Here is a 21622-nt window from a genome sequence, read left to right on the forward strand (position 1 = left end):
CGTCGGAGCTTTGACACAGTTCAAGCCCCGACGCTGTGTCTTTTTGGTCCAATCCCTTTGCTCGCTCTACTGCCACGCCGCTCCTGGCCGCCGTGTCGGCGGAGCGTGAGGCGCGAACCACGGGCGCCACTATCGACACGCAGGAATCCAATGCGCGCCTGATTGCCCTGCTAGGCATGGGCAGTCAGACAAGTAGCGCCGGTGTTGTCGTCAATGAGCGTACTGCGCTCAGCTTCGCCGCGGTCTGGGCCTGCGTGCTGGCTATCAGCCAAGACATTGCCGCCCTCCCCTGCCAGCTCTACCGCGATATTCCTAGTGGTGGCAAGGAGAAAGTGTACGGCCACCCCGCCAGCCGGCTGCTGAACCTGCAAGCCTCGCCGCTACAAAATGCCATGCCACACCGCATGGCCATGATGGCGACGGTCCTGTTGCACGGCAATGCCTATGCCTTAATTGACGAAGGCCCGCGCTACCGCCCCGACGCGCTGCTCTATAAGCACCCGCGCCAAACGGAAGTACGCGAGTCCAACGGCCGCCTCTACTACCGCTTCTGGGGCGACCCGCGCACGTACCAAGACTATCAGGTAATTCACCTGCGGGGCTTGGTGCTGGACGAAAACGGCATCATGGGCCTATCGGTACTGGCGGCTCACCGCGAGAACCTAGGTACTGGCCTGGCGGCCCAGCGGGCGGGGGCGCAGTTCTATGCCAATGGTGCCCGATTGTCGGGCGTGCTGGAAACACCCAACACCTTCAAGGATGGTACGGCGTCTGCCCGCATCCGCGCCGATTGGCAGGCCATCTACGGTGGCACCGAAAACGCTGGGAAGGTAGCTGTGCTGGAAAACGGGCTGACGTTCAAAAGCGTGTCCATGCCCCCGGCTGATGCACAATTCCTGGAAACACGCAAGTTCACTCGCCAGGAAGTATGCAGCATCTTCCGCGTGCCGCTCCATAAGATTCAGGACCTGGAGCGCTCGACTAACAACAACATTGAGCAGCAGGGCCTCGATTACACCACCAACACCCTGCAGCCGTGGCTGGTGAACATCGAGCAGGAATATCGCCTCAAGCTGCTGCGAGATAGCGAAGTGGAAACCCACTACTGGCGGCACAACCTCAACGCTTTACTACGTGCTGATGCCAGCGCCCGCGCCACGTTCTACGGCAAGATGACCGACATCGGGGTAATGAGCATCAACGAGGTACGCGAACTAGAAGACATGAATGGCATCGGCGCCGAAGGTGACCGTCGCTTCGTGCAAGTCAACCGCATGCCGCTCGACAAGGTGGATGAGGTAATCAGCAAAAACAGTAAGCCGGCCACCGGCACCCCGCCCGATGAGCAAGCCTAGGTTATCCGAAACCCACAGCGGCCGCCAGTTTGGCGAGCTGCGCGCCCTCTCCACCAACGTAGAGGAAACGCGCACCGTCGAGTTCGTCATCAGCAACAACACCCGCGACCGCCACCGCACCGTGCTCAACCCAGCTGGCTGGAAGCTCGACAACTTCAACCGCAACGGCATTGTCGGCTATCAGCACAATGTGTACGGTGATGGCATGTGCGCCGGCCCCAACCCTGACGACGTGATTGGCCGCGGCTCGGCCTTTTTCGAAGGCGACCAACTTATTGGCCGCGTCGTGTTCGAGCCGGCCGACATCAACCCCCTAGCTGAAAAAATCTTCCGCAAGGTCCTATTCGGTTCCTTGCGGGCTACCTCGGTGGGCTTCGCCGAGATTGGAAAAGGCAACTATGGTACCGGCACCGAAGCCCGAGGCGGCAAAGACGAAACCTACTACTTCCAAGGACAAGAACTCCTCGAATTCAGCATCGTCAACATCCCCTCCAACCCCGACGCCACCGCGCGCGCCCTCCGTGACCAGGCGTCACACGCGCTGATGTTCGTCAAGCGCGCCCTAGGTGGCAGCTACAGCTTCTCCGACATCGAGAAGCTTCCCGTCGGCGAGGTGCTGCGCCTGCTCGATAAGTCCAACGCCCACCAACTGGGCCGCGCATTTGACCACGACGAGCCCGAAACGGAACTAGTCGAAACCGTTGGCCTGGATGTGCTAGCTGCCCAACTGCGCCTGAAAGCTCGCTACTAATTCACACTCACCTTTTTTCTGTAACAAAATGAAAAACGCTAAGGCCCTGCGCGAAGAGCGGCAAGCCAAAATCGACCAAGCCCAGGGTCTTATCAGCAAGGCACAGGGCGAAAAACGTGGCCTCACGTCCGAGGAATCCGGCCAGCTCGACGCGCTGCATATTGACATCGACACGCTGGAGGCCGACTTGCGCCGGGTTGAAAAGCAGGAGCGCCTGAATGCGGAAGAGGCCGGCCGCACTAAGCCCCTGAACACGCACAACACCACCGAGGAGCGCGCGACGGGTAGCTATTCCTTCCTCCGCGCCATTCAAGCGGCTGGCAACCCTGACAAGCTCACGGGCTTAGAAAAGGAAATGCACCAGGAAGCCATCGCCGAAGCGCGGGACCTGGGGCAGGAAATCCACGGTGTGGGCGTGCCCATGCGCGTGCTGCAGGGCCGCGAGCGCCGCGACAACACCGTAACCCAGGGCGACCAGCCGGCCGACGGCCGCGTACTCGTAGTCGACGAGCGCCGCGGCATGATTGAACTGCTACGTGACCAGCTGGTAACCAATTCGCTTGGTGCCACCGTCCTGACCGGGCTAAAGGGTGACATCATCTTCCCAACCCACACTCAGGGCGCCGTTTCAACCTGGAAAGGCGAGATTGAGACGCTGGACAAGTCGAACATCAAGTTTGGCAGCCAGAAGATGGCCCCGCACCGGCTGGGTACCTACGTGGACCTGTCGAAGCAGCTCATCATCCAGTCGAGCATCGATATTGAAGCCTTTGTGCGCAACGAAATCATCGGCTCGGTCACGCGCGCTGTGGATGTGGCCGCCATTTACGGCGACGGCCAGGACAACGAGCCGCTGGGCCTACTCAACAACGGGGGTATCAGCAAGTTCGTGGGCGGTGCCAACGGTGCTATTCCTGACCTGGCTACCCTCGTGGCACTCGAAGCCATGGTGGACGTAAACAACGCTGCCGTGGGGACGCTCAAGTATCTGCTCTCGAACAAAATCAAGGGCACGCTCAAAACCCAGCCAGTAGCCCAGGGCAACCCGCTGATGGTGCTCAACTCCAACACCGAGCTCAACGGCTTCCCCTTCGTGGCCTCCAACTTGGTGAAGGACTCAACAAAGGGAACGGCTACGGCCGCCTCAGCTGTGGTATTTGGTAACTGGGCTGACCTCTTCATCGGTCAGTGGGGCGGTATGGACATCACCCGCGACGACATCACCCTTGCACTCAAAGGTGAAGTACGCCTAATAATCAACACTTTCTGGGACGTAATGCTGCGCCGCCAGAAGTCATTCGCCGCCATGCTCGACGCAGTGCCGAACGCCACTATTTCGCAGGCTGCGGTTAACGCTCGCTAAGCCTAGTGGGCCTGGCTGGTAGTCACCGGTCAGGCCTCACGTAGGGCTATATCAGCTCGAATTATGTCTAAAAAAGCTCCAAAGCTCGACGCAAAGCCGACCGCGGCCCGACAATCCGACGCAAAATCAGCCGAAAAGCTTCCCGCTACCCTTTTGGAGCTGGTAGCCGGGGCCACTCGCGTGGTGTTACCGCAACCAGTGCGTTTCGTGCGCCCCCACGCCAGGTATGCCTACTTCAAAGGTGATGAGGCGCTACTGGGAGCCGAGCATGTAGTGGCTTTGCTGGCGAGCGGGCATATCGAACTGCTAACCGCTTCTCAACCTGCCGTCTAATCCCTGCCATGCTCACTCTCGCTAACGCCAAAGCCCACCTGAAGCTCGACCCTACTGCTACTAGTGAGGACGCGCTCTTGCAGGCCTACGTGGATGCAGTACAGGCCAGCTTCGAAGTCGAAAGCAAGCGCCGATGGCCCGAGCAAGGCGAACCGGCACTTGTCACGGTACTTGACCCAACCACCGTACCGCCTACAACCAAGTTTGTGGGCTACGTGGACCCGGCCGTACTCAGCGAAAACGAGCAAAACGTAGCCGGTCAATGGCTGCGCCTAGTGCTGGGCCATTGGTATGAGAATCGCGGCTCGGTGGCAGTGGGCCTGAACGTAACGGAGGTACCCCAGACGGCCAAAATGCTCATGAATCTACTGCGAGTACCCACCCTATGAACTTCGGCAAGTTTGACCGCCAGTTGCTGTTACAGCGCCCGGCGGTAGTGGCCCAAAACGACTTCGGTGAGTCCGCTCCGGCTGGCTTCGAAGACGTAGCTACAGTATGGGGCGAGCAGAAGCCGGGCACCGGTGCTGAGTCCGTCATCGGCCAGCAGCAAACTGCTCAGCAGGCCGCGAACTGGCAGATTCGCTACCGGGCCGATATAACGCCTACTTGGCAGTTCGTCTGTGAGGGCCACACTTATCAAATTATCGCTATTCAGGAAGTTGGCCGGCGTGCTGGTCTACTTCTTACGACCTATTCCCGTGGCTAAAAACTTATCCTTTGTCGGCATTGAGGAGCTAGGCCAGGTTCTTGACGGACTATCCAACGATAAGAAACTCAGCAACAAAGTGGTGCGGGGCATCCTCAACAAGGCAGCTAAGCCCATCATTACCGAAGCCCAAAGCCGCGTTTCGAAAGACAACGGCGACCTGCAGAAAAGCATCGGCTCCATTCCCGGCCGCGGCCGTGGTAAGGGCGAGCAAGTCTACGTCGGCCCGCGGCGCGGTGGGCGCTTCAAGGGCTACGCTGGTCACCTAGTGGAGTATGGCACGGCTCCGCACATTATCAAGGCTAAAGCTGCTGAAGGCAAGCTGCACCTGCGGGGTAACGTCTTCGTGGAAGAGGTGCAGCACCCGGGTGCCGCGGCTAAGCCTTTCATGCGGCCAGCCTTTGACAGCAAGAAAGACGAGGCAATTGGCATCATCAAGGCCGAATGCAAAAGCATTATCGAAGACGCCTTTAAATCAGTTTTCAAGTAGTGGAACCCGGTCAACTCATTCGCTCGCTGCTCACCCAGAATGCGCCTGTTGTGGCCCTGCTGGGCTATGTGGAAGCCGGGGAGTCAAAGTACCGCATCTATCCGCTACGCGCGCCGCAAGGCACGCCGTTCCCCTACGTCTGCTACCAAGTCATTAGTCAGAATGCCGACACGTCGGCTAGCTGCGACCTCGATGACACGGCCCGCGTGCAGCTCTCGCTTTTCACGCAGACATACACGGAAGTGTGCACGCTCTCGCAGGCCTGCCGCAAGGCCCTGCACCGGCAGCGAGTGGACTCGGTCACTATCGACCTCGACCAGCAGCTCGACCACTACAGCGACCCAGCACTTTGCTATTTCCGCACCCAGGACTACCTGCTCGAAGGCCTAGAATCTTAAGTCACTCTCTCACTTTTTTCTGCATTTTTTATGTCTCTTACCAAAATTAAAGGCCGCGATGTGCTGCTGACGGTAACTAGGGATGTGGGCGGCGTTCCTACTGAAATAGTAGTGGGCTGCTCCAATGACATCTCGCTCGACCTCGATACCGAGTCGGAAGAAGCGACCTGCACGGCAAGCGGGGCTTTCAAGGAGTTCGAGCCCGGCCAGATGAGCTGGACCGGCGCCAACAACCTAGTGGTGCGCGAAGCCCGCCTCGGCGATGCTGATGACAACGTGACGGCCGAAAACTTCATCGACCTGCAAATCGCGCAGGCCATCCTCAATATCAAATTCTCGATTGGAGTAGGTGCTTCGGCGGCCAAATACAAAGGCCAGTGCTTCATCACCAAAGGCAGCTTGAAGGGCCAGCAGAAAGGGCTGGCCACATTCGGCACCACCCTGCAAGGCACGGGCCCACTCGACAAAGTAGTCTAAGTATTTAGGTGTTCAATTCAGAAAACCCGCCCGGCTTCCGTGGCGGGCTTTTTGGACGAAAGCCATTCCTCTTTTCTACATGAAAGCCTCTACGAACACCCCTACTACTGCCCGCGGCGAAGTCACGATTACCGTCGCCAGGGTCGCCTACCCCGTGCGCTTTAGCTTAAACGTGCTGCGCGACTGGACCAAGCTCAGCGGCCGCCCTGCTAGTGAATTTGGGCTAGCCATTGTGGAGGACCATATCGAAGCCTTTTCGGGCATCATTGCCTGCGCGCTGCAGCGCTTTGCGCCTGCCCTGAGCTTCACCCAAGAGCAGGCCGTAGACCTACTCGAAGAAATGCCCCAGACAGAAGCGGATGCCATTGCGGAAGCAATCACGGAGGCTACCACTACGGTAAACCCTCTGCTGGCGTCGATGACCAACCAGTTGGCGGCCAAAGCGCAGGCCCTCAGCGCATCGACGCCAAGCATGAATGGAGTAGCTGGCTCGACCTCGCTTACGGTGAGCTAGGGCTAAGTCCAGATAAATTCTGGAATCTGACGCTGGCCGAGTTTGACCGCAAGGCCCGCGGCTACCTGCGGCGGCAGGATGACAAGCAGGAGCGCGAACGAAATAGATGGCGGCGCTTCCGCATGCAAATGGTGCTACACCTCAATACCCATCGGGGCGAGAATGAGCCCGCCATCACGCCCGAAGAATGGATGCCCCTAGCTGGCGACCCTCCTGCTGCTCCTCTCGAGCACATGAGTGAAGATGAATTTGACCGCATTGCGGCTGCTTACCAATAGTCTGTTATGGCTGATATTCTAGCCTCCGTTTCCGTCGTTCTAGGTGCTGAAGTCAGCGCGTTCAAAGCCGCGATGGCTGATGCGCGCCGTGAGCTGAAAGGCCTGCGCGAAGCGGGCGAAGGCTTGCAGAATATTGGCTCTAGCCTCACCAGAGCTGTGAGCGCGCCGCTGGCTTTAATGGCAACCGGCGCGCTCGTTGCCAGTTCCAAACTAGAAACGGTAAGAAGTGGCCTGGAGGCTGTTGCCCAGCAGGAACTAGGCAAGCAGGGCATTACGGGCTTGGTAGGCATTCAGCAGGCCGCTACCCAAACGGGCGAGCGCATCAAAGAGCTTGCAGTGCTGGCCAAATCGCCAGGCCTCGGGCTAGAGCAAGCAGAGCAAGCCGACATTCGGTTGCGCGCGGTGGGCACCACCGTGCAGGAATCGACCCGCGAAATCAAAGAATTTGCCAACGCTATCGCTACCACTGGCGGCGGCGCTACGCAGTTCGAGCTTGTCACTACGCAGCTCTCGCAGATGGCTGCCAAGGGCAGGGTGCTGGCCGAAGACCTCAAGCCCATCATCTCGGCGGCCCCAGCCGTGGCGGGCGCGCTGCAACGCCTCTATGGCACGGTGGATTCCGAAACTATCTCGGCTAGCCTGAAAAAGCAGGGCCAGAGCAGCAAGGACTTCATTGCTACCCTTACCACGGAGCTGGCCAAGTTGCCTCGGGTAACGGGCGGGCTCAAAGCCATCTATGAAAACGACATGGATGCGCTGTTGGTGGCCAGCGCGAAGGTGGGCGACGGCATTGCCCGGGCGTTGAACTTGCAGGCTGTTGGGGAAGAGCTGGGCAATACCATCACCGCCATCGGTGACAACTTCGCCAGCCTCTCGGCCCCCACGCAGGCCGCTATCGTGACGCTTGCCGGGCTGGCTGCCGCCACCGGCCCGGTACTGGTGGGCCTGGGCGCTATCGGCGCTGGCCTGCCCGCCGTGAAGGCTGGGCTAGTGGCTGTGGAGTCAGGGGTGCGGCTGCTGAGCACGGGCTTCGTCTCGCTGCTCAACCCCACCACGCTGGCCATTGCAGGCGTAGCCGCGTTGGCGGCCGGTGCCTACTACCTGGCCACGGCCAACCAACGCCTGCTCGATACTTACCGCGAGCAGGCTGCTGCCACTCAAAAGCTCACCACCGAGGTCAGCCCGCTGCTCGACCGCTACGATGAATTACGGGCGAAAACCACCCTGACCAGCAAAGAGCAGGACGAGCTGCGCGCAATTGTCGAAAAGGTCACGTCCGTCATGCCAGCCGCGGGCCAGGGCATCGACAGCTACGGCAACTACATCGGCTTAGCCACCGACAAAGCGCGCGACTTCATCAAGGGCAACCAAGCCCTAGAGAAAGCCATTGCGCTGCAAAGCCTGCCCGCCCAGCGGCAGAAGCTGCTCGACCTGAGCGATGCTTACGACCACCTGCTCAAAGAGCGCGACCAGCTCAACCGCGGCTCCTTTAACGGCGTGAAGGTCGAAGACCTCGGCGCGCAGTTCTTGGTTGATTTCCGGCAGGAGCTAGCCACCACCGCTACGGAGCTAGAAAAGCAGAAGCGCCTGGTATCAGAGCTAGGCACCGCAGCGGGCATCACGGCCACCCAGTACGACGCCCTAGGCGCCACCTTCCCCACGCTGGCCGCCAATCTGGCCAAGCTGGGCAATGCTTTCCCGATTCCCAACTTTGCCGGCAACGCAGTTGACATCACGGCGCAGGTCGGCCTGCTAAAAGGGCTGCACGAGCAGTTAAAGCAGCTAAAAGAAGACCAACAGAATGCGGGCAACGAGAAGCTGGCACTATCCTTCAACCCGCAGATTAAGAGCCTGCAGGAATACATTGCGCGGCTGGAAGGGGCAGACAAGGCAAATAAGAAGGTCACTGACGCCATCAAGAAACTCCGCGAGGAGTTGGCTCGGCTCACGGCGCTTGATAATATTCTAGGTAATACCCCTAGCGAGGTCGAGGTACTGGAGCGGCGCGTGAATACGCTTACGGGTGGGCTGAAAAACCTAGTAGACGCAGGCGTAAGCACTAGCTCAAAAGCTTTCCGCGGCTTTGCGGCCGACCTAGTGAACACCAGCCAGGCGCTCGACAGATTGCGGGCGGCTGGTGGGGACCTCAACTTAAAGCCAGTCGAAGTAAAGTCGCTCATTCCGCGCACGATTGGCGACACGCTGCCGCAGGACGTGGCCCGGCTGCTCGGCGACTATGCCAAGCAGGTCAAGCCGTTCGAGCTGCCGATAGCGGCCAAGCTCAACATGCAGGCTATTACGGAAGCGCAGCGGCCAGTGCAGTTGCTGAGCAGTGAACCTACGCCTAGGGGAAATTAAGATTCAGCCCAAGTTTGACGGCTTTGTTTCGAAGCCACTCTACAATGAGCTATTGAACCTAGGGGCAGCATTTCGGCAGATTGATGGCGCCTCCCAGTTGGGCGTGCTCTTCGATGAGGCCGGCGCCAAGGCCAACGTATTGCAGGGAGCTATTCAAAATTTGATAGCTGCTGGCACCAGTCCGCTCGATGCCAACTTGCAGCAGTTGAGCGCGCAATTCAAGCAGCTAAGTATCGACGCGCAGGCTACGCAGGCCGTGAAAGCCAGCGTGATGAGCCTTGCTGGGGGTATTTCAGATGCGTTCGCCAGTGCACTCAGTGGCACGCAAAGCATTGGGGATGCCCTGCTGCAAACTCTACTGAGCACGGTGGGCAACCTAGCTACACAGTTAGGTAGCATCATCCTAGCCGCAGGCCTAGGAATTGAAGCGCTGAAAGTCAGCTTGGCTACTTTCTCTGGAGTGGGCGCCATTGCGGGTGGCCTGGCCCTACTCGCTATTGGTGGCATTGCGAAGGGTGCAGCAGCTAACGTGGGCAAATCAGCGGGCAGCGGTGCCAGTAGCTCACCTTCGCCAAGCAATTACGGCCAAAACAGCAGCCAAACAACTATCAAGGTCATTGGTGAGCTAAGGCTGCGCACCGATGAGATGGTGGCGGCATTGAGGCAGGCAGATTACCGCTCGCAGGTATCAGGGTAAAGTGGGGCCTTCTTGTGTTTGCCCCGCTTTGCCCCGCCCTAGGCCCTAGCCCAGAAAAGGCCGGCCGGAACTTCGGGCATGGCTTACCTACTGCTGCGCCGCACGGTTCTTTCCAACGCTCCCGGCAGCCCCTTGCCTTACCGGGTCACCGAAATCTATTTCGACACCGAGAAGCGCACCCGCTACCCCACGCAGTTCGACTCGCTGGATAACACGACGTTCAACCCGCCCAGGGGCGCACGGGTCTACGATTACGAGTATGCGCCAGGCAAAACGCGCTACGTGTATGCCGATGGCAACGGCAGCGTCTACACGGAAAACCAAGTGACGCCCGTGCAGGGTGGCGGCACTAGCCTGAAGCTCAAGCTACTTCCGACCAGCCCTGGTACGACCGACCAAAACGTCGCCGACGCCTGCCTTGACTTAACGGGGCAGTTTGGCGTGGCCCCGTACCAGCTGGAGGTAATCGGCCAAAAAGGCAACGCAGCGGGCTACTATAAAACTGACACGTCTAAGCTGGAAATCTATCCGGTAAGGTTTTACAACCTGGCCACTGGGCAGTACCTGCTGCGCGTGACTGATGCCATGGGCGCCATTGCCACGCAGTTAATTGACATCGGCGTAACGTTCTACGGCTACCCACGCGGCGCTATCCTAGCCGACCGGCTGTACGCTGGCCGGCTGTATCGGCGCTGGTGGCTGATGAATGAGTTGCGGGTAGAACTGCGCAACTACTCGATTGGCCAGGGCAAGGACGACTTCGCCCGGCCTTACGGCACCTTGGTTGATGGCTACCTGCTGCCGGGCTCCAACGGCCAGACGTGGCGCCAGGTGTATGCCGATGGGGTAGGCGGTGTATTTGAAGAGGGCGTGTACTTCGTGGATAGCCCCACGACAGCCGCTAGCTCGCTCGAGCTTGAAAACCTGATTCTTTTCAACCCCACCTCGGGCCCTGAGCAGAACGGCGGCTGCGTGGTGGAAGTACGGGCCAGCGCCCCGCCACTACGATTCACACTAAATGGAGTCACGAACACCACGGGCCGCTTCGATAGCCTAGAGGCGGGCATGCACTCGGTGGTAGTTGCCGACTCCAATGGCAACTCGATTACCGTCAGCTTTACGCTCACTCAGCGCTATGCTGTGCACTGGTATCTCGACTTCTCAGACCTGCACGGGGTGCCCTGCCGCCTGGAAATATGGGAGCGCGACTATAAAGGGGTGCCCGTGCTCATCAAGGGCCAGCGCAATCCGGTAGTTATCAAAAGCGACGGCCTCAATACCAGCCTAGGTGGCCAGGGAGATTTGCCGCCCGTGGTGGGTACATCGTGCCAACTCAGCCTGAGAGTGAAGCTCGGCGAACTAGAAGACCTCACTGTAGGCGATGACCGCCTCGGCCGCGTGGACGTGCGCCGCGCCGGCCAATTGCAGTTCCGCGGCTACGTGCAACCGAGTGTGTACGAAGGCGAGCTGCAGGATGGGCTGGTAGACGTGAGCGTACTGGCCACCGACGGGCTGGCCGGACTGAAAGGCACCTACTTCACGGGCCACAACGGCCAGCGCCTGACCGGCTACCGGCCAATTATCAATAGCCTGCTGCACTGCCTGAGCCGCTGCGAGGTGTCGCTGCCGCTGCGCTTTTTCACCAACAGCCGCGACGCGGGCATGGCCACGCTCGACGCGCCCGAAGAGGCCAGCGCCACCAATCGCACGGGCTACTACTTCCCCGATAAGGATGAGCCCGAGAACTGCCGCACCGTAGTCGATGCGCTGGCGCAGGCCTTGCGTGGCACGCTGGTGCAGCGCGAAGGCACGTGGCAGCTGCGCAGCATTCTGGAAGCCGCCACCGACGCCGCCGGCCGGGCCTACCTGCCCGCTGGCACTGCGCAGGGTGACCTCGTAGCCGTAGCACCTAGCGGCACCATCCAACCGCCGCAGGTGGGCGCGCTCCACTGGCTGCGGTCGGTGGAGGCGCAGAAGCTTTCGACGCGTCAGAGCTGGAAATCACTCACGGGCTCGACTGATACGGGCTGGCTGAAAAACGCCTACTCGGCCGGCGACGTGTTTTCGGATAGGTACGCCTGGCTCGATGACATGAGCCAACTGCGCACCATTACCGGCTGGGTGGCCCTGCCCCAGCTGCCCTTCCCGCTGGTGCTGGTGCGCGCGGGCGAGAAAGGCAGCGACCTGGTGACGCAGTGGGTGCGCAGCCTCGGCCTGAGCCAGCGCGATGACCGCTACCTGCAAGGCCCTGCCCTGCCGCTGGTGGGCGGCCTGGAAGCCACGCCCGCGTTTTTGTCGTTCACCGGGCGAGTGGTACCTACCGAGACGTACCTCGATTATGAGGGCAACGCCGTGAGCTCACCCACTACGGCCGCCGTGGGCACGTTGCCCTACGAAATCCTAGTTGATGGCCACAGCCTAGGCGTACAGCTGGCCACGCTCAAGCTGGCGGCCGATGGCAAGGATAACACCTTTGAAGTGCCGCTGGCCCCGCTGCCCTCGGGCACGCAGGTCGCCACCTTGCGGGTGTATTCCTGGCTGGCGCCCGACACCAACCTGTTTCGGGATGCACCCAGCTACTCGCCCTACTCCGATTACAAGAAGGGCGACGTGGTACGTGATGACTACGCCACCGGCAAAAACCTGTTTGTGGCCCGCCGCGACCAGGCCAAGTTTGCGACGCCGCCGGCCGTCTTCCTGCCTGCCGATGAGTGGGCGCCCGTGCAGCCCGTCAACGCTGCCACGGGCAACCTACTGCTCAGTAGCATTGGCGTGCAGCTGCGCCCGCAAGGAGTCACCTGGGACGGGAAAGACAACTTTCGCGCCGACGGCCCGGCCGGCACCGTGCGGCCCACCGAGGTGCTGAACGTGTACCACGCCGACGTGCCTATCTCGACCGGCCTGTTCTCGGGCAACCTGCCGGCCTTCGGCAAAACGGTCGCCAACGTGGACGGTACCATGACTACCAGCTGGAGCCGAAGCATTGACCTGCTGCCCGCCCCGCTGTTTGAATCGGTGGTGCTCGACGGCCTAAGTCTGCGCTCAGGCAATAGCAAACTGCTCACGGGTGCGCTGAGCCATCTAGGTACGGAGCCCATCTACCTGCTTGATACCCTCGACGCGCCCACCGATGTGCCTGGCCGGCGCTTCTGCGTGGGTAGCACCGAGTGGAGCCTGAAGCTGGGCTACACCCGGGTGTCGCTCATCGAGAACGGCGCCGGGGCCGACGCGCCCGACCCCTATGCCAATCTGAGCAACGTGCGCGTCACGCACCAGCTCTACGAGTACAAGCCAGCCTTCTTTGCCTCCGTGGCCCGCGGCACGCACGACGGCAGCCTGCGCGTGCGTGATTAGCGGCTTTGCCCCGCTTTGCCCCGCTCGGCTTCTTTTCCGGCCTAGGGCGGGCAGGAACTTCGGGGCATGGGTGTCAAGGTTATCCGCATTTATCAGCTCGACGGCATCGTCAACGCGCGCCTGGAATTGGTGGGCGGCTTTTTCGAAGTAGAGGTGCCGGCCGGGCCGGTGGCGGGCGGCTTCCAAAACAAGCGCCTCAGCGTTGAGCAGCTGGCAGCCCTGTTGGGTGGCGGTAGCAGCCTAGCCGTAACGCTGGCGGACGCCCAGCAGCTACGCCTGGCTGACCCGCCGGGCGTAAGCCCCAACACCCTCTACGCCATCACGGGCGACTGGAATGCCACCGGCACCGACAGCACCGTGCATGTACAGGGCGTGCGGGCTGACGCCTACCACCGCCTAGGTGTGGTGTATGACGACCAGGGGGCAGGGCAACTGCTAGAGGTTGAGGTGACAGCGGGCACGCACAGGCCACTACGTGACGACGTGACTACCTACCCCTACCTCGGGCACGGGGCGCAGGGCCAGGTTGGCTACACGGACCTAGACACGGCGGTCGGTCGGCACGCGGTGGCAGAAATTAATTCTGATGAGGTCACGCTCACCGACCAGGTTGGTATGCTGGACACGCTGCTGCTTGGCAACGGGGCCAAGGTTAAGCTAGCCGATAGCGCGCAGCTCATTCTGCGCGGCCACTCGCAGCTGGATGGCGTGAACTTCTACCCACCCGCGGGTGGAAATAATACGGGCGCCATCATCCCCTCGCCCGAAGACCGGAGCTTGCCCACGCCGTTCCGCGCCTACCAGATTCGCAATTGCGAGGTGCAGCAAAAAATCATCTTTCGGGGTGGGTCGAGCCAGGCAACCAGCAGCGCCGTGACGCTCATCAATAGCCACGCGGTCAGCATCACCAACCAGATTGCCCAGCAGTACGAGGTAACGGTGTACCTCGTGGGTACGAGCTCGGTGGATGTTGTCGGCCCGAAAGTGAAAGTGGTGCAGGTAGGCGGCAGCAATGCAGCCTCGACCTACTTTAGCGGCGCCTACTCAGCCCCGGCCAGCGGCGCCCAGACCATCACAGCCAGCAGCCTCAGCGGCCTTGAGCAAGCCACCAAAGTGGTATCTGTCGGCGTGCGTGGGGTTACCGTTAGCGGCGACCCCACGCTCGACCTGCTGCCAACCAGCGCCTACACCTTTGACACGGGCAGCCACACGCTGACTGTGCTGGCAGCGGCCGGCATTGATGCGGGCAACGTGCTCGAAATAAACTGGCTAACCGGCGCGCTCACTGCTGCGCCCGCCGTAGCCATGCCCCCAGGCACCGCACTGCTCTTCACCCAGGACGCGGAGTATGCGCCTATTTATAGCGGCACGTTCACCGTGGACCCCACCGGGGCCAAGGTGGGCGCCGTGGTATTCGTGGAACTGGGTGCTGGGGCCAGCCAACCCACTCTTAGCGCCAGCCAGTTCAAGTTGGCGGGCGGCAGTTACGTAAGCGGCAGCCGCAACGAGTACGGGTTTCGAGTAGCCGCCAGCGGCAAGATTCACTACGTTATCAACCAATTGCCATGAGGCTAACCCGCTATTACATGGCCTTGGCGGCCGCTCGTAATGCGACTGGCCCACCGCCGCTGCCCGTTTACCCGGCCGACGTAGTGTGCGCGTTCGACTGCTCGCACCCAGCCAGCCTGGTAACGAGCGGCAGCCAGGTAACGCAGTGGCGAGATTTTAGCAACTATGGCCGCCACACCACCCTGCCAGCTGGCAACCCGGCACCCACCTGGCAGCTGGAACGTGGCGTGAAGGTGCCATTCTTCACGAATGTTGATAGCCTGCTGTGCGACTATCAGCAGCGGCTCAGTGAGGCCAGCATCTTCTTTCTCTGCCGGCCCGACGCGCTGCAAGGCTATCAATCGCCAGTCTTTGATGCTGCACTCGGCGCCTTTGTGTATTTCGACAACAACCAACTGAAATCGCACCTAGGCTACAATTTCGGCCAACTTGACGAACTGGATATAGGCTCGTGGCTGCTGGCTTCCTTTCGCGTTTCCAATAGTGGCGGGCCAGAAGGAAAAGGCAACCAGCGATACGTCAGCCAGGGCGACTATCAGATTACCGGCAGCCTCGGCGCAGATACTGATTTTCAGGGATTAACGCAGCAGTAGTTTGGTCGACTCAATGGCCCGCTACGCTATTTCATGGTCGTAAACCGCTACCTCACAGACGCCGAGCACAACGCCTACCTAGCGACCATCCGTCGCAACCACAAGCTCTAACTACTTCCATGCTGCTTACTCCCGACGTGCAGGCTATCGCGCTCGACGTGGCCGACCTCCAATTTTCCGAAACCGTGCTGCGCCAGCGTGCCCGGCCGAGCGAGCTAACGATGCGCTTCTTACCGAGTGGCGACGTGGAGCTGGTGCTGCTCATGCAGCGCCAGGCCTTCGGCGTCTCGGCTAATGGCAGTTTCGGTGATGCCGTGCCGGCCGCCTACGTGCAGCTGCCGGCCGTGCGCCTGCTGGCCAACCGCGAGGTGGCCGTGGACCCACAAGACGGTTTTCCGCGCTACCGCCTGCGCACGCCCACTTCCGCCTATAACACCCAGACCCAGCAGGTGGAGGAGTTTGCGGAAGGCCAAGACTGGCCCTCCTTCCTCGATGCCAAACCTGAGGCGCTGATACTACAGGATAGGTTTTTCGGCGCCATGTGTGCCACGGGCCAGGTCAACATCAACGCCCTGCTGCTGGCCTACGCCCAGCAGGCTGACGCCCCGCCCTCCCTTTTCGCCGCCAGCTGATGCTTCGTCGCTGGCTCCTCTTTCTGCTGGCCGCCGCCCTTGCGTGGTGGCTCACCCGCTCTTACTACCCTGCCTTTTTACTGCTCTAGGTTATGCTCACCGCTATAGATACTCGCCCAGAATGCCAGGCCCCAGTGGAGCGCCCGGAGCGTCACTATCCTGCCCACCTGGCCGCGGCTTGGTGGGCCCAACCAACGGCCGAAGGTCGCCGCTTAGCCCTCGAAGCGAAGCTCGAACGCGAGCCGCCGCAACCTACCTACTCCCATGGGCGCAGATAACGACAGCACCATCGACAAGCTCAAAATCTGGGCTTTCCCGGCCCTGTTGGCGGTGCTGAACGTGCTGCTCACCACCCAGATTAACAGCGCCGCTAACGATATCAAGGAAACGCGCAAGGACATCATCGAGCTCAGCACCACGGTGAAGCTCGAAACGATGGAGCGCCAGTACCTCACCCAGCGCGTCACCAACCTGGAAGCGGCTAAGCAGGAGGCAGCCGCCACGCACAAGGAATTCGAGCAGCGCATCAATTCGCTGGAGCAGCGCGCGGCCATGTACGACCAGTTTATGAGCACCCACAAATGAAAGGAGCCAGCCGCCACCTGCGTGAGTTCTTCGAAGATGCCCGCGGACACTTCAACGCTTTCACGCTTATCGCTCTCACCGCCGGCATAACGCTGGCCACGGCCCCGCTGGTGTGCCGCATCATGACGTGGCCCACGCTCAACCGCGACGAGATAAGTGCCCTGAGCCTCGTGTACTGCATCTCGGCCCTGGGTGATTACCTGCTGGGCATTTTCCTCAATAAGATGCCCTCGACCCTAGTGCAGCAAAACCAAGGCGACGGGGGCATGGCCATTGGCGACGGTGCCACCGCTGGCCCAGCTGGTGAGCTACCGCCCGCTTCTTAACCCTCACGCTCTACCCTCTTTTCTGCTAATGCCCAAGTACCTACTCCTACTAGCTCTGCTGGCCCTAGGCGCCTGCCACTCGCAAGACTCCAGCGTGCCCGCCATCGTGCGCGCTGCTGTGGCGCAGGCCCAACGCGACAGCGCTAAGGCCGCCCGCCTCGACCGCACCGCCCGCTACTACCGGGACCTCGGCCAGACCTACGAAGATTCTGCCACTCTCTACCATCTGCAAAGTACCCATGTCAAAGCTCAAATTACTGCTGCTGACAGCGCTACCCTTCAGCGCTTTTTCGCAGGCTATTAAACTCATTCCGCCGCCCGGCCCCACTGTGTGCATGCCTGTAGCGCAGGCGGCTAAGGTGCGCGACAGCCTCACCGTACTGCCCAAAGTGCGGCGGGAAGCGCGCACCTGGCGCAAGGCGGCTACCTCCTACCGCACGGCCGCCGACACAGCGCAGGCTGCCTACGTGCGCCAGGTCGCGGCTACAGCCAACGTGCAGTTGGCCTTGCGCGAGGAAACCATCGAAGCCACCCGCTACGAGGTCAGCGCCAAGAAGTGGAAAGGCAAAGCGCAACGCCGGGGCTTCTGGAGCTGGCTGGGCTGAGCTGCCGCCCTTGGTCTCACCCTAAGTATTGCCGCTCGCTAGCATGGTTATTTCCATCATTCGCCAGCCGAGCGCCAAGGGCGCGACGCTGAGCACCTGGTACATCGAGGGCCAAAAAGTATGCGTCGGCATTGAAGACGTAGTGCGTGGTCCGAGAGAGGCCAAGGTCTACGGCAAGACGGCCATACCTGCCGGCACCTACCGCGTGCTAGTCACCATGAGCAACCGCTTCAAGCGCCGGCTGCCGCTGCTGGTGAACGTGCCCGGCGGCACCATCCGCTTCGGCAACAACCTCATCGACAACTGCGGCGTGCGCATTCACCCTGGCAACACGGCCGCCGATACCGAGGGCTGCCTACTGCCCGGCTCAGCCTTTGGCGCCGACGGGGCCAGCGTCTCGGCTAGTCGCGTGGCGTTCGACCGCCTGTTTCTGCGCATCGAGACGGCCGTGGCCAACGGCGAACCTATTACCCTCACCATTAAATAACCTCTTTTCTGCCATGAAGAAGTACCTCCTCGTAGTGGGCGCCTGGGCTGCCCTGAGCTACCCCATCTACCGTTTCACTGCCCCTTGGTGCGTTGTGGTCTACGGCGTAGTGACACTGCTGGCGCTGCTCATCTGGGCTGGCACCCGCAAGGGCTCGACGATTAAGCGCAACTCGTAGGCAGCATCTTGCCTGTTTTCTTTTCAAAGCACAAATGCCGTTGTACGATATGGAGAATCCGGCAATATCCTGCCTGCTACTCTTCGCTCTCTACACTATCCTAAGCGCAGCGCAGCAGGGCATCATTACCTGGCTGTTCCGCGAGTACGTGCCGCCGGCGCGCACCGACTGGGTACATGCCGCGCTGCACTACGGCGGCGTGCTCATTTACCTGCTCATTATATGCTACCTAGTCTACCTCACCCCCGACCCCTCCCCCCTAGGGGTGGGGGTGCTGCTGGCCGAGGCCACGGCCGCCCGGGCGCTGCTCTTCGACCCGTGCCTGAGCTTGAGCCAGTCGTGGTTCAACTACCGCGAGGGCCGGCCGGCTGAGCCGCTATTTAAGGTTGGTACCGTGGCACTGCTTGACAAGATGCTTCGCAGCGTAGCCGCTCGGCTGAGCTGGCCACCGGAGCGGCTGCGGCTGGTGGTGTGGGTGCTTAGTGTAGGAGCTACTTGCTTATTGTTACTTGTTAAATGAAAAAAGGCCAGCCCTAGTAGAGCTGGCCTTTCTAGCTTGTAAAGGTGAAAAGCAATTGCGCTGCCTTTCTGCTTAAATATAGGTGTAAACTTACCTATGCAAGTGGGTAACAGAAGCATAGCTTGGGTGCCAAACTATAGACTGCTTATTATTAAACTACTTATTGCATTAATTAGCTACGTTCTTCATATTTGCTTTATGCATGCCGAAGAAAGAAGAATTCGATTAGCAAGCTTCCTACTTGAAATGGCCGAAAGCAGCACAGCTATTACGCAACTACTTGAGCAGCAAGCTTTGAATGGCTATATTCAAGGCAGCTTAACGCTTGACCAAGTATTAGAGAAGTTGGAAGAGCGAGCCGCCGAAAACCTGCGACGCATTCAAGCTGCTCGCGTACGCTGGGCGAAACGAGGCGACCCGTTATAGGACAACTTGTTGCTAACTTCTAGCCACCCTAGGTAAAGTGAGAGCTACTTGCCCAAGACAGGTAGAAACCACTGCTCAAATTCTATCTTGGTTAGTTGCACTGGCTCAGTTGCGATAGCTAAATGATTAAGTTGAATAGCGACCTTATTGTCTGCTAATAAGCTGTAGCGCAGCAAATAAACCTTGCCGTATTGGAAGCCATGATAAGCTGAGGGGCCTACAAACAGGAAAACATTGGTCAGTACGATGTCCGTCGACGCTGCCCGATAACTGATGTCCTGCCGGTTCAAAATCAAGTGAAGTAATTCCAGGGCCCGGCTATAGTGCGTAGGTTTTGCTTTGCCCAAAAACTCAAGCGCCCACCGGTCACCTTCCGCCACCAAACTGTAGTTCACATTCCACTCTAGCCCGAGGTCGAGTAACTCGGCGCGTAGTAAATTAATGCGGCGCTGCTCGTCTGGTTGCATCGGCATAGCTACTTCTCAAATCATTCCTAGTATTGCTCTTCCATCAGCACGGCCGCTGGGCCCACATGTGAGTGGTTCATCGCAATGGCTAATTAAGCGAGTAACGATAGACTAAATGCTCGATGCGCGCAAGTAAGCGTTCAGTGGGCCGTGGCCGACGACTATCCCAGCGGGCCCGCGTCCGAGCCAGCAATGCCAAGCCCTTTATCGTGGAGTGATTGGGTAAGGAGAAATAAGCCAAGTTTTAAGTAGGTAAGCACACCACGAAAAATGAAGGTCTTAAGGGTGTAGTTGTTAATTAGGCCGCATAGCGTGAAGTACTAAGGTAACAATCTCTTTCTTAGGCTCCCTATTGTATACACTCCTGCTTTTGCTTTCAACGAATCAGGCCAGGCGAGCGCCTTAATAGACACGTAGCCTATTCTATTCTCAGTTAGTTTTATTGCAATCTGGCCCCATTTAGGCGTTACGGGCATTACTAGGTCTACCGTATCGCCCGCCTCTACAGTTGCTTGGGGCCTTTTGGAGTCCGCGGTCCATATCTGGGCATGAGCAGTAACGGCGATGGGGTAAGCAAGCCTTTCAGATTTGCAGGTAGTTAGGGCTCCGAGCGCGACGATAAGTAGTAGTTTTTTCATGCTTGAAAGCTACAAAAAATTCTCTGTTCTGTACAAGTGCCACTAGAATGCTAGGACGTGCATCTTTATAGTGAATTCCTTATGGAAGGAATTCATATCTACTTAGGAAGAGAGCCTCGTCTGCTTCAGAGGAGGCTTTTTCATATACTTGCTACCCATACTTTACTAAAAAAACTCACCTGAAGCAGATGAGTCTTTCTGAGCTATGAAAACAAACTAGCCCGAAGGCCATCGCAAAATTAAATAAGCTGAACAAAAAAGGCCAGCCCTAATAGAGCTGGCCTTTTCTAATTGTGAACTTAGAAAGGTGTTGCGAACCCTTCTACTCAAATATAAGCCTCGGCCTAACCAGCTGGGACTTTTTTAGTCAAGCACAAACTCAACTGCCGTCCACGTGTAGTGCGCGTCAGGCAGGCGCTTATATTCTTTTTGAAATGCCTGTAGGATAGGGCCCCTCATTTTATCCTCGTTAGAGCAGCCGATGATGCCGCGCCCGAGTAGCGCAATAACAATCGTGGCAGGCTCTCGACGCTCAATGTATTGACTGATTAAGCGCATGGCCTCAAGCTGGGTCGTAATCTGCGGCCCGTCACTGTCGATATCTGGTGGTCTAACGTAACGGATAGTTCTTGCTTGGTATGATACGTCGTGAAATAAATACTGCATACTTCTGAATTTCTTTAGTATTGGCTACGCCTTTCCTACAGCAGAAGTTCAAGGTTACCAGTGCTTCACTCCTCAAATGGTTGAGTTAGAAAGTAAAAAAATAAAGCCCTGACCGGCCGGAGCTTTTTAACTATTGCTCTATTTAAACCACTACCGCCGCAAAGCAGGTCGCTCTGGCATAGGCTGCAATGAGGGGAGCAAATCAAGGACATAGAAAAAACTTGCTACAAATGAGATTAGTAGTAGAAGAACTGTCGCCTGTGCTACTTTAAGAAATACAGTTTTCATGGATTGAGATTACCCCCCTCGCTCGTGGGTCGCGCTTTTTACTTTCTAAACCACTGCTCAAATTGACCCTTCATTAGCACTAGCGGCTCCACTCCTAAACGCTCCTGCTCCTGGTAGCCGAGCTTGACGCCAATGTTACCGTCCTGACGGTGCGTGACCTGCAGCTGGTAAGTACGGCCGATGCGAAAGCCGGCCCAACCGTCACCCACGTTGGTGGCTGCCTCACCGGCGAAGATGCGCGCTTCGGTCGTGATGTTAGTTAAGGCAAAAAGAATGCTTCCACCAGAGCGCAATTGCTGGACGAACCGTGACGGGCTCTGTGGGTAGATAAGCACTGTCACGGCGGGCCCTGCTGCGCGCTATGAGTGCTAGGCCTTGTATCGTGGGCTTGTTGGGTAACGAAAAATAGGCCATGTCTCAAGCAGAAAAAGGCACTAAGAAAAAGGCTACTTGGGTGCAAAATTGGGTGCAAAACATAAAAAATGCCCTTAGCGAGTATGCTAAGGGCATTTTTGTGGGCCCACTTGGAATCGAACAATGTATTTCCCCCTTACTTGTACTGCATACA

At 58.9% G+C, this 21622-nt stretch carries 29 protein-coding genes; 25 read left to right on the forward strand and 4 right to left on the reverse strand.

Annotated elements, in window-relative coordinates; all coding sequences use genetic code 11:
* Positions 1–35: 35 nt before the first annotated feature.
* The 25 genes from FNT36_RS18465 to FNT36_RS18575 all read left to right on the forward strand — a co-directional run bounded on the left by FNT36_RS18465 (position 36) and on the right by FNT36_RS18575 (position 18995).
* Positions 36–1355: a phage portal protein gene (locus FNT36_RS18465; protein ID WP_144850677.1), complete on the forward strand. Its 1320-nt coding sequence runs from the start codon at positions 36–38 to the stop codon at positions 1353–1355.
* Positions 1342–2106 (forward strand): hypothetical protein, encoded by a 765-nt coding sequence (locus FNT36_RS18470; RefSeq protein ID WP_144850679.1) that lies wholly within the window; start codon positions 1342–1344, stop codon positions 2104–2106. Before FNT36_RS18465 ends, FNT36_RS18470 begins: the two co-directional genes overlap by 14 nt.
* Before the next feature lie 28 nt (positions 2107–2134).
* Entirely contained in the window at positions 2135–3469 is a 1335-nt protein-coding gene (locus FNT36_RS18475) for a phage major capsid protein (RefSeq protein WP_144850681.1), read from the forward strand.
* Positions 3470–3532: 63 nt separating this feature from the next.
* The gene (locus tag FNT36_RS25625; protein ID WP_233636041.1) at positions 3533–3802 is read left to right on the forward strand and encodes a hypothetical protein; all 270 of its coding nucleotides are present in this window, start codon (positions 3533–3535) and stop codon (positions 3800–3802) included.
* An 8-nt stretch (positions 3803–3810) separates the two neighbouring features.
* Entirely contained in the window at positions 3811–4191 is a 381-nt protein-coding gene (locus FNT36_RS18480) for a head-tail connector protein (protein WP_144850683.1), read from the forward strand.
* Complete coding sequence (locus tag FNT36_RS18485; protein WP_144850685.1) at positions 4188–4508, forward strand: phage head closure protein; 321 nt, start codon at positions 4188–4190, stop codon at positions 4506–4508. The genes FNT36_RS18480 and FNT36_RS18485 overlap by 4 nt, the downstream gene beginning before the upstream one ends.
* Positions 4501–4998, forward strand: coding sequence for an HK97-gp10 family putative phage morphogenesis protein (locus FNT36_RS18490; RefSeq protein ID WP_233636042.1), 498 nt, complete (start codon positions 4501–4503; stop codon positions 4996–4998). The genes FNT36_RS18485 and FNT36_RS18490 overlap by 8 nt, the downstream gene beginning before the upstream one ends.
* Entirely contained in the window at positions 4998–5396 is a 399-nt protein-coding gene (gene gp17 / locus FNT36_RS18495) for a tail completion protein gp17 (RefSeq protein WP_233636043.1), read from the forward strand. Before FNT36_RS18490 ends, gp17 begins: the two co-directional genes overlap by 1 nt.
* Before the next feature lie 30 nt (positions 5397–5426).
* A complete protein-coding gene (locus FNT36_RS18500) occupies positions 5427–5873 on the forward strand; it encodes a phage tail tube protein (protein ID WP_144850692.1) in 447 nt (148 codons plus the stop codon).
* A 79-nt stretch (positions 5874–5952) separates the two neighbouring features.
* Entirely contained in the window at positions 5953–6387 is a 435-nt protein-coding gene (locus FNT36_RS25630) for a hypothetical protein (protein ID WP_233636044.1), read from the forward strand.
* Positions 6388–6515: 128 nt separating this feature from the next.
* Positions 6516–6665 (forward strand): hypothetical protein, encoded by a 150-nt coding sequence (locus FNT36_RS25635; protein WP_233636045.1) that lies wholly within the window; start codon positions 6516–6518, stop codon positions 6663–6665.
* Positions 6666–6671: 6 nt separating this feature from the next.
* Complete coding sequence (locus tag FNT36_RS18510; RefSeq protein ID WP_144850694.1) at positions 6672–9023, forward strand: tape measure protein; 2352 nt, start codon at positions 6672–6674, stop codon at positions 9021–9023.
* Positions 8998–9720 (forward strand): hypothetical protein, encoded by a 723-nt coding sequence (locus FNT36_RS18515; protein WP_144850696.1) that lies wholly within the window; start codon positions 8998–9000, stop codon positions 9718–9720. Before FNT36_RS18510 ends, FNT36_RS18515 begins: the two co-directional genes overlap by 26 nt.
* 78 nt (positions 9721–9798) lie before the next feature.
* Positions 9799–13074, forward strand: coding sequence for a hypothetical protein (locus FNT36_RS18520; protein ID WP_144850698.1), 3276 nt, complete (start codon positions 9799–9801; stop codon positions 13072–13074).
* A 66-nt stretch (positions 13075–13140) separates the two neighbouring features.
* The gene (locus tag FNT36_RS18525) at positions 13141–14643 is read left to right on the forward strand and encodes a hypothetical protein (protein ID WP_144850700.1); all 1503 of its coding nucleotides are present in this window, start codon (positions 13141–13143) and stop codon (positions 14641–14643) included.
* Complete coding sequence (locus FNT36_RS18530; RefSeq protein ID WP_144850702.1) at positions 14640–15236, forward strand: hypothetical protein; 597 nt, start codon at positions 14640–14642, stop codon at positions 15234–15236. The genes FNT36_RS18525 and FNT36_RS18530 overlap by 4 nt, the downstream gene beginning before the upstream one ends.
* Positions 15237–15355: 119 nt before the next feature.
* The gene (locus tag FNT36_RS18535; RefSeq protein ID WP_144850704.1) at positions 15356–15868 is read left to right on the forward strand and encodes a hypothetical protein; all 513 of its coding nucleotides are present in this window, start codon (positions 15356–15358) and stop codon (positions 15866–15868) included.
* A 264-nt stretch (positions 15869–16132) separates the two neighbouring features.
* Positions 16133–16453 (forward strand): hypothetical protein, encoded by a 321-nt coding sequence (locus FNT36_RS18545; RefSeq protein WP_144850708.1) that lies wholly within the window; start codon positions 16133–16135, stop codon positions 16451–16453.
* Positions 16450–16779: a hypothetical protein gene (locus FNT36_RS18550; RefSeq protein WP_144850710.1), complete on the forward strand. Its 330-nt coding sequence runs from the start codon at positions 16450–16452 to the stop codon at positions 16777–16779. Before FNT36_RS18545 ends, FNT36_RS18550 begins: the two co-directional genes overlap by 4 nt.
* A 28-nt stretch (positions 16780–16807) precedes the next feature.
* The gene (locus FNT36_RS18555) at positions 16808–17083 is read left to right on the forward strand and encodes a hypothetical protein (RefSeq protein WP_144850712.1); all 276 of its coding nucleotides are present in this window, start codon (positions 16808–16810) and stop codon (positions 17081–17083) included.
* Positions 17019–17384 carry a hypothetical protein gene (locus FNT36_RS18560; protein WP_144850714.1) on the forward strand — a complete coding sequence of 122 codons (366 nt, stop codon included), beginning with the start codon at positions 17019–17021 and terminating at the stop codon, positions 17382–17384. Before FNT36_RS18555 ends, FNT36_RS18560 begins: the two co-directional genes overlap by 65 nt.
* Positions 17385–17427: 43 nt before the next feature.
* Positions 17428–17871 (forward strand): DUF5675 family protein, encoded by a 444-nt coding sequence (locus FNT36_RS18565; protein WP_144850716.1) that lies wholly within the window; start codon positions 17428–17430, stop codon positions 17869–17871.
* Positions 17872–17884: 13 nt separating this feature from the next.
* Positions 17885–18049 (forward strand): hypothetical protein, encoded by a 165-nt coding sequence (locus tag FNT36_RS25640; protein WP_233636046.1) that lies wholly within the window; start codon positions 17885–17887, stop codon positions 18047–18049.
* 34 nt (positions 18050–18083) lie between these two features.
* Positions 18084–18569, forward strand: a complete 486-nt coding sequence (locus FNT36_RS18570; protein ID WP_144850718.1) for a hypothetical protein — start codon at positions 18084–18086, stop codon at positions 18567–18569.
* 198 nt (positions 18570–18767) lie between these two features.
* Positions 18768–18995, forward strand: coding sequence for a hypothetical protein (locus FNT36_RS18575; RefSeq protein WP_144850719.1), 228 nt, complete (start codon positions 18768–18770; stop codon positions 18993–18995).
* A gap of 44 nt (positions 18996–19039) precedes the next feature.
* On the opposite strand, the gene FNT36_RS18580 is transcribed toward FNT36_RS18575, so the two are convergent.
* From FNT36_RS18580 to FNT36_RS18595, 4 genes are all read right to left on the reverse strand, one after another.
* Positions 19040–19468, reverse strand: a complete 429-nt coding sequence (locus FNT36_RS18580) for a hypothetical protein (protein ID WP_233636047.1) — start codon at positions 19466–19468, stop codon at positions 19040–19042.
* A 314-nt stretch (positions 19469–19782) separates the two neighbouring features.
* Positions 19783–20100 carry a hypothetical protein gene (locus FNT36_RS18585; protein WP_144850723.1) on the reverse strand — a complete coding sequence of 106 codons (318 nt, stop codon included), beginning with the start codon at positions 20098–20100 and terminating at the stop codon, positions 19783–19785.
* Positions 20101–20463: 363 nt separating this feature from the next.
* On the reverse strand, positions 20464–20658 hold the full coding sequence (locus tag FNT36_RS18590; protein ID WP_144850725.1) for a hypothetical protein: 195 nt from the start codon (positions 20656–20658) through the stop codon (positions 20464–20466).
* Positions 20659–21092: 434 nt separating this feature from the next.
* Positions 21093–21347: a hypothetical protein gene (locus FNT36_RS18595; protein WP_144850727.1), complete on the reverse strand. Its 255-nt coding sequence runs from the start codon at positions 21345–21347 to the stop codon at positions 21093–21095.
* Positions 21348–21622 lie beyond the last annotated feature (275 nt).

This window comes from Hymenobacter setariae (assembly GCF_007713685.1).
Classification (GTDB): domain Bacteria; phylum Bacteroidota; class Bacteroidia; order Cytophagales; family Hymenobacteraceae; genus Hymenobacter; species Hymenobacter setariae.

Coding starts and splice junctions, on each gene's coding strand:
- FNT36_RS18470 (WP_144850679.1), top strand. CDS start 1,342: ATGAGCAAGCCTAGGTTATCCGAAACCCACAGCGGCCGCCAGTTTGGC.
- FNT36_RS18475 (WP_144850681.1), top strand. CDS start 2,135: ATGAAAAACGCTAAGGCCCTGCGCGAAGAGCGGCAAGCCAAAATCGAC.
- FNT36_RS25625 (WP_233636041.1), top strand. CDS start 3,533: ATGTCTAAAAAAGCTCCAAAGCTCGACGCAAAGCCGACCGCGGCCCGA.
- FNT36_RS18480 (WP_144850683.1), top strand. CDS start 3,811: ATGCTCACTCTCGCTAACGCCAAAGCCCACCTGAAGCTCGACCCTACT.
- FNT36_RS18485 (WP_144850685.1), top strand. CDS start 4,188: ATGAACTTCGGCAAGTTTGACCGCCAGTTGCTGTTACAGCGCCCGGCG.
- FNT36_RS18500 (WP_144850692.1), top strand. CDS start 5,427: ATGTCTCTTACCAAAATTAAAGGCCGCGATGTGCTGCTGACGGTAACT.
- FNT36_RS25630 (WP_233636044.1), top strand. CDS start 5,953: ATGAAAGCCTCTACGAACACCCCTACTACTGCCCGCGGCGAAGTCACG.
- FNT36_RS25635 (WP_233636045.1), top strand. CDS start 6,516: ATGGTGCTACACCTCAATACCCATCGGGGCGAGAATGAGCCCGCCATC.
- FNT36_RS18510 (WP_144850694.1), top strand. CDS start 6,672: ATGGCTGATATTCTAGCCTCCGTTTCCGTCGTTCTAGGTGCTGAAGTC.
- FNT36_RS18520 (WP_144850698.1), top strand. CDS start 9,799: ATGGCTTACCTACTGCTGCGCCGCACGGTTCTTTCCAACGCTCCCGGC.
- FNT36_RS18525 (WP_144850700.1), top strand. CDS start 13,141: ATGGGTGTCAAGGTTATCCGCATTTATCAGCTCGACGGCATCGTCAAC.
- FNT36_RS18530 (WP_144850702.1), top strand. CDS start 14,640: ATGAGGCTAACCCGCTATTACATGGCCTTGGCGGCCGCTCGTAATGCG.
- FNT36_RS18535 (WP_144850704.1), top strand. CDS start 15,356: ATGCTGCTTACTCCCGACGTGCAGGCTATCGCGCTCGACGTGGCCGAC.
- FNT36_RS18545 (WP_144850708.1), top strand. CDS start 16,133: ATGGGCGCAGATAACGACAGCACCATCGACAAGCTCAAAATCTGGGCT.
- FNT36_RS18550 (WP_144850710.1), top strand. CDS start 16,450: ATGAAAGGAGCCAGCCGCCACCTGCGTGAGTTCTTCGAAGATGCCCGC.
- FNT36_RS18555 (WP_144850712.1), top strand. CDS start 16,808: ATGCCCAAGTACCTACTCCTACTAGCTCTGCTGGCCCTAGGCGCCTGC.
- FNT36_RS18560 (WP_144850714.1), top strand. CDS start 17,019: ATGTCAAAGCTCAAATTACTGCTGCTGACAGCGCTACCCTTCAGCGCT.
- FNT36_RS18565 (WP_144850716.1), top strand. CDS start 17,428: ATGGTTATTTCCATCATTCGCCAGCCGAGCGCCAAGGGCGCGACGCTG.
- FNT36_RS25640 (WP_233636046.1), top strand. CDS start 17,885: ATGAAGAAGTACCTCCTCGTAGTGGGCGCCTGGGCTGCCCTGAGCTAC.
- FNT36_RS18570 (WP_144850718.1), top strand. CDS start 18,084: ATGCCGTTGTACGATATGGAGAATCCGGCAATATCCTGCCTGCTACTC.
- FNT36_RS18575 (WP_144850719.1), top strand. CDS start 18,768: ATGCATGCCGAAGAAAGAAGAATTCGATTAGCAAGCTTCCTACTTGAA.
- FNT36_RS18580 (WP_233636047.1), bottom strand. CDS start 19,468: ATGCCGATGCAACCAGACGAGCAGCGCCGCATTAATTTACTACGCGCC.
- FNT36_RS18585 (WP_144850723.1), bottom strand. CDS start 20,100: ATGAAAAAACTACTACTTATCGTCGCGCTCGGAGCCCTAACTACCTGC.
- FNT36_RS18590 (WP_144850725.1), bottom strand. CDS start 20,658: ATGCGCTTAATCAGTCAATACATTGAGCGTCGAGAGCCTGCCACGATT.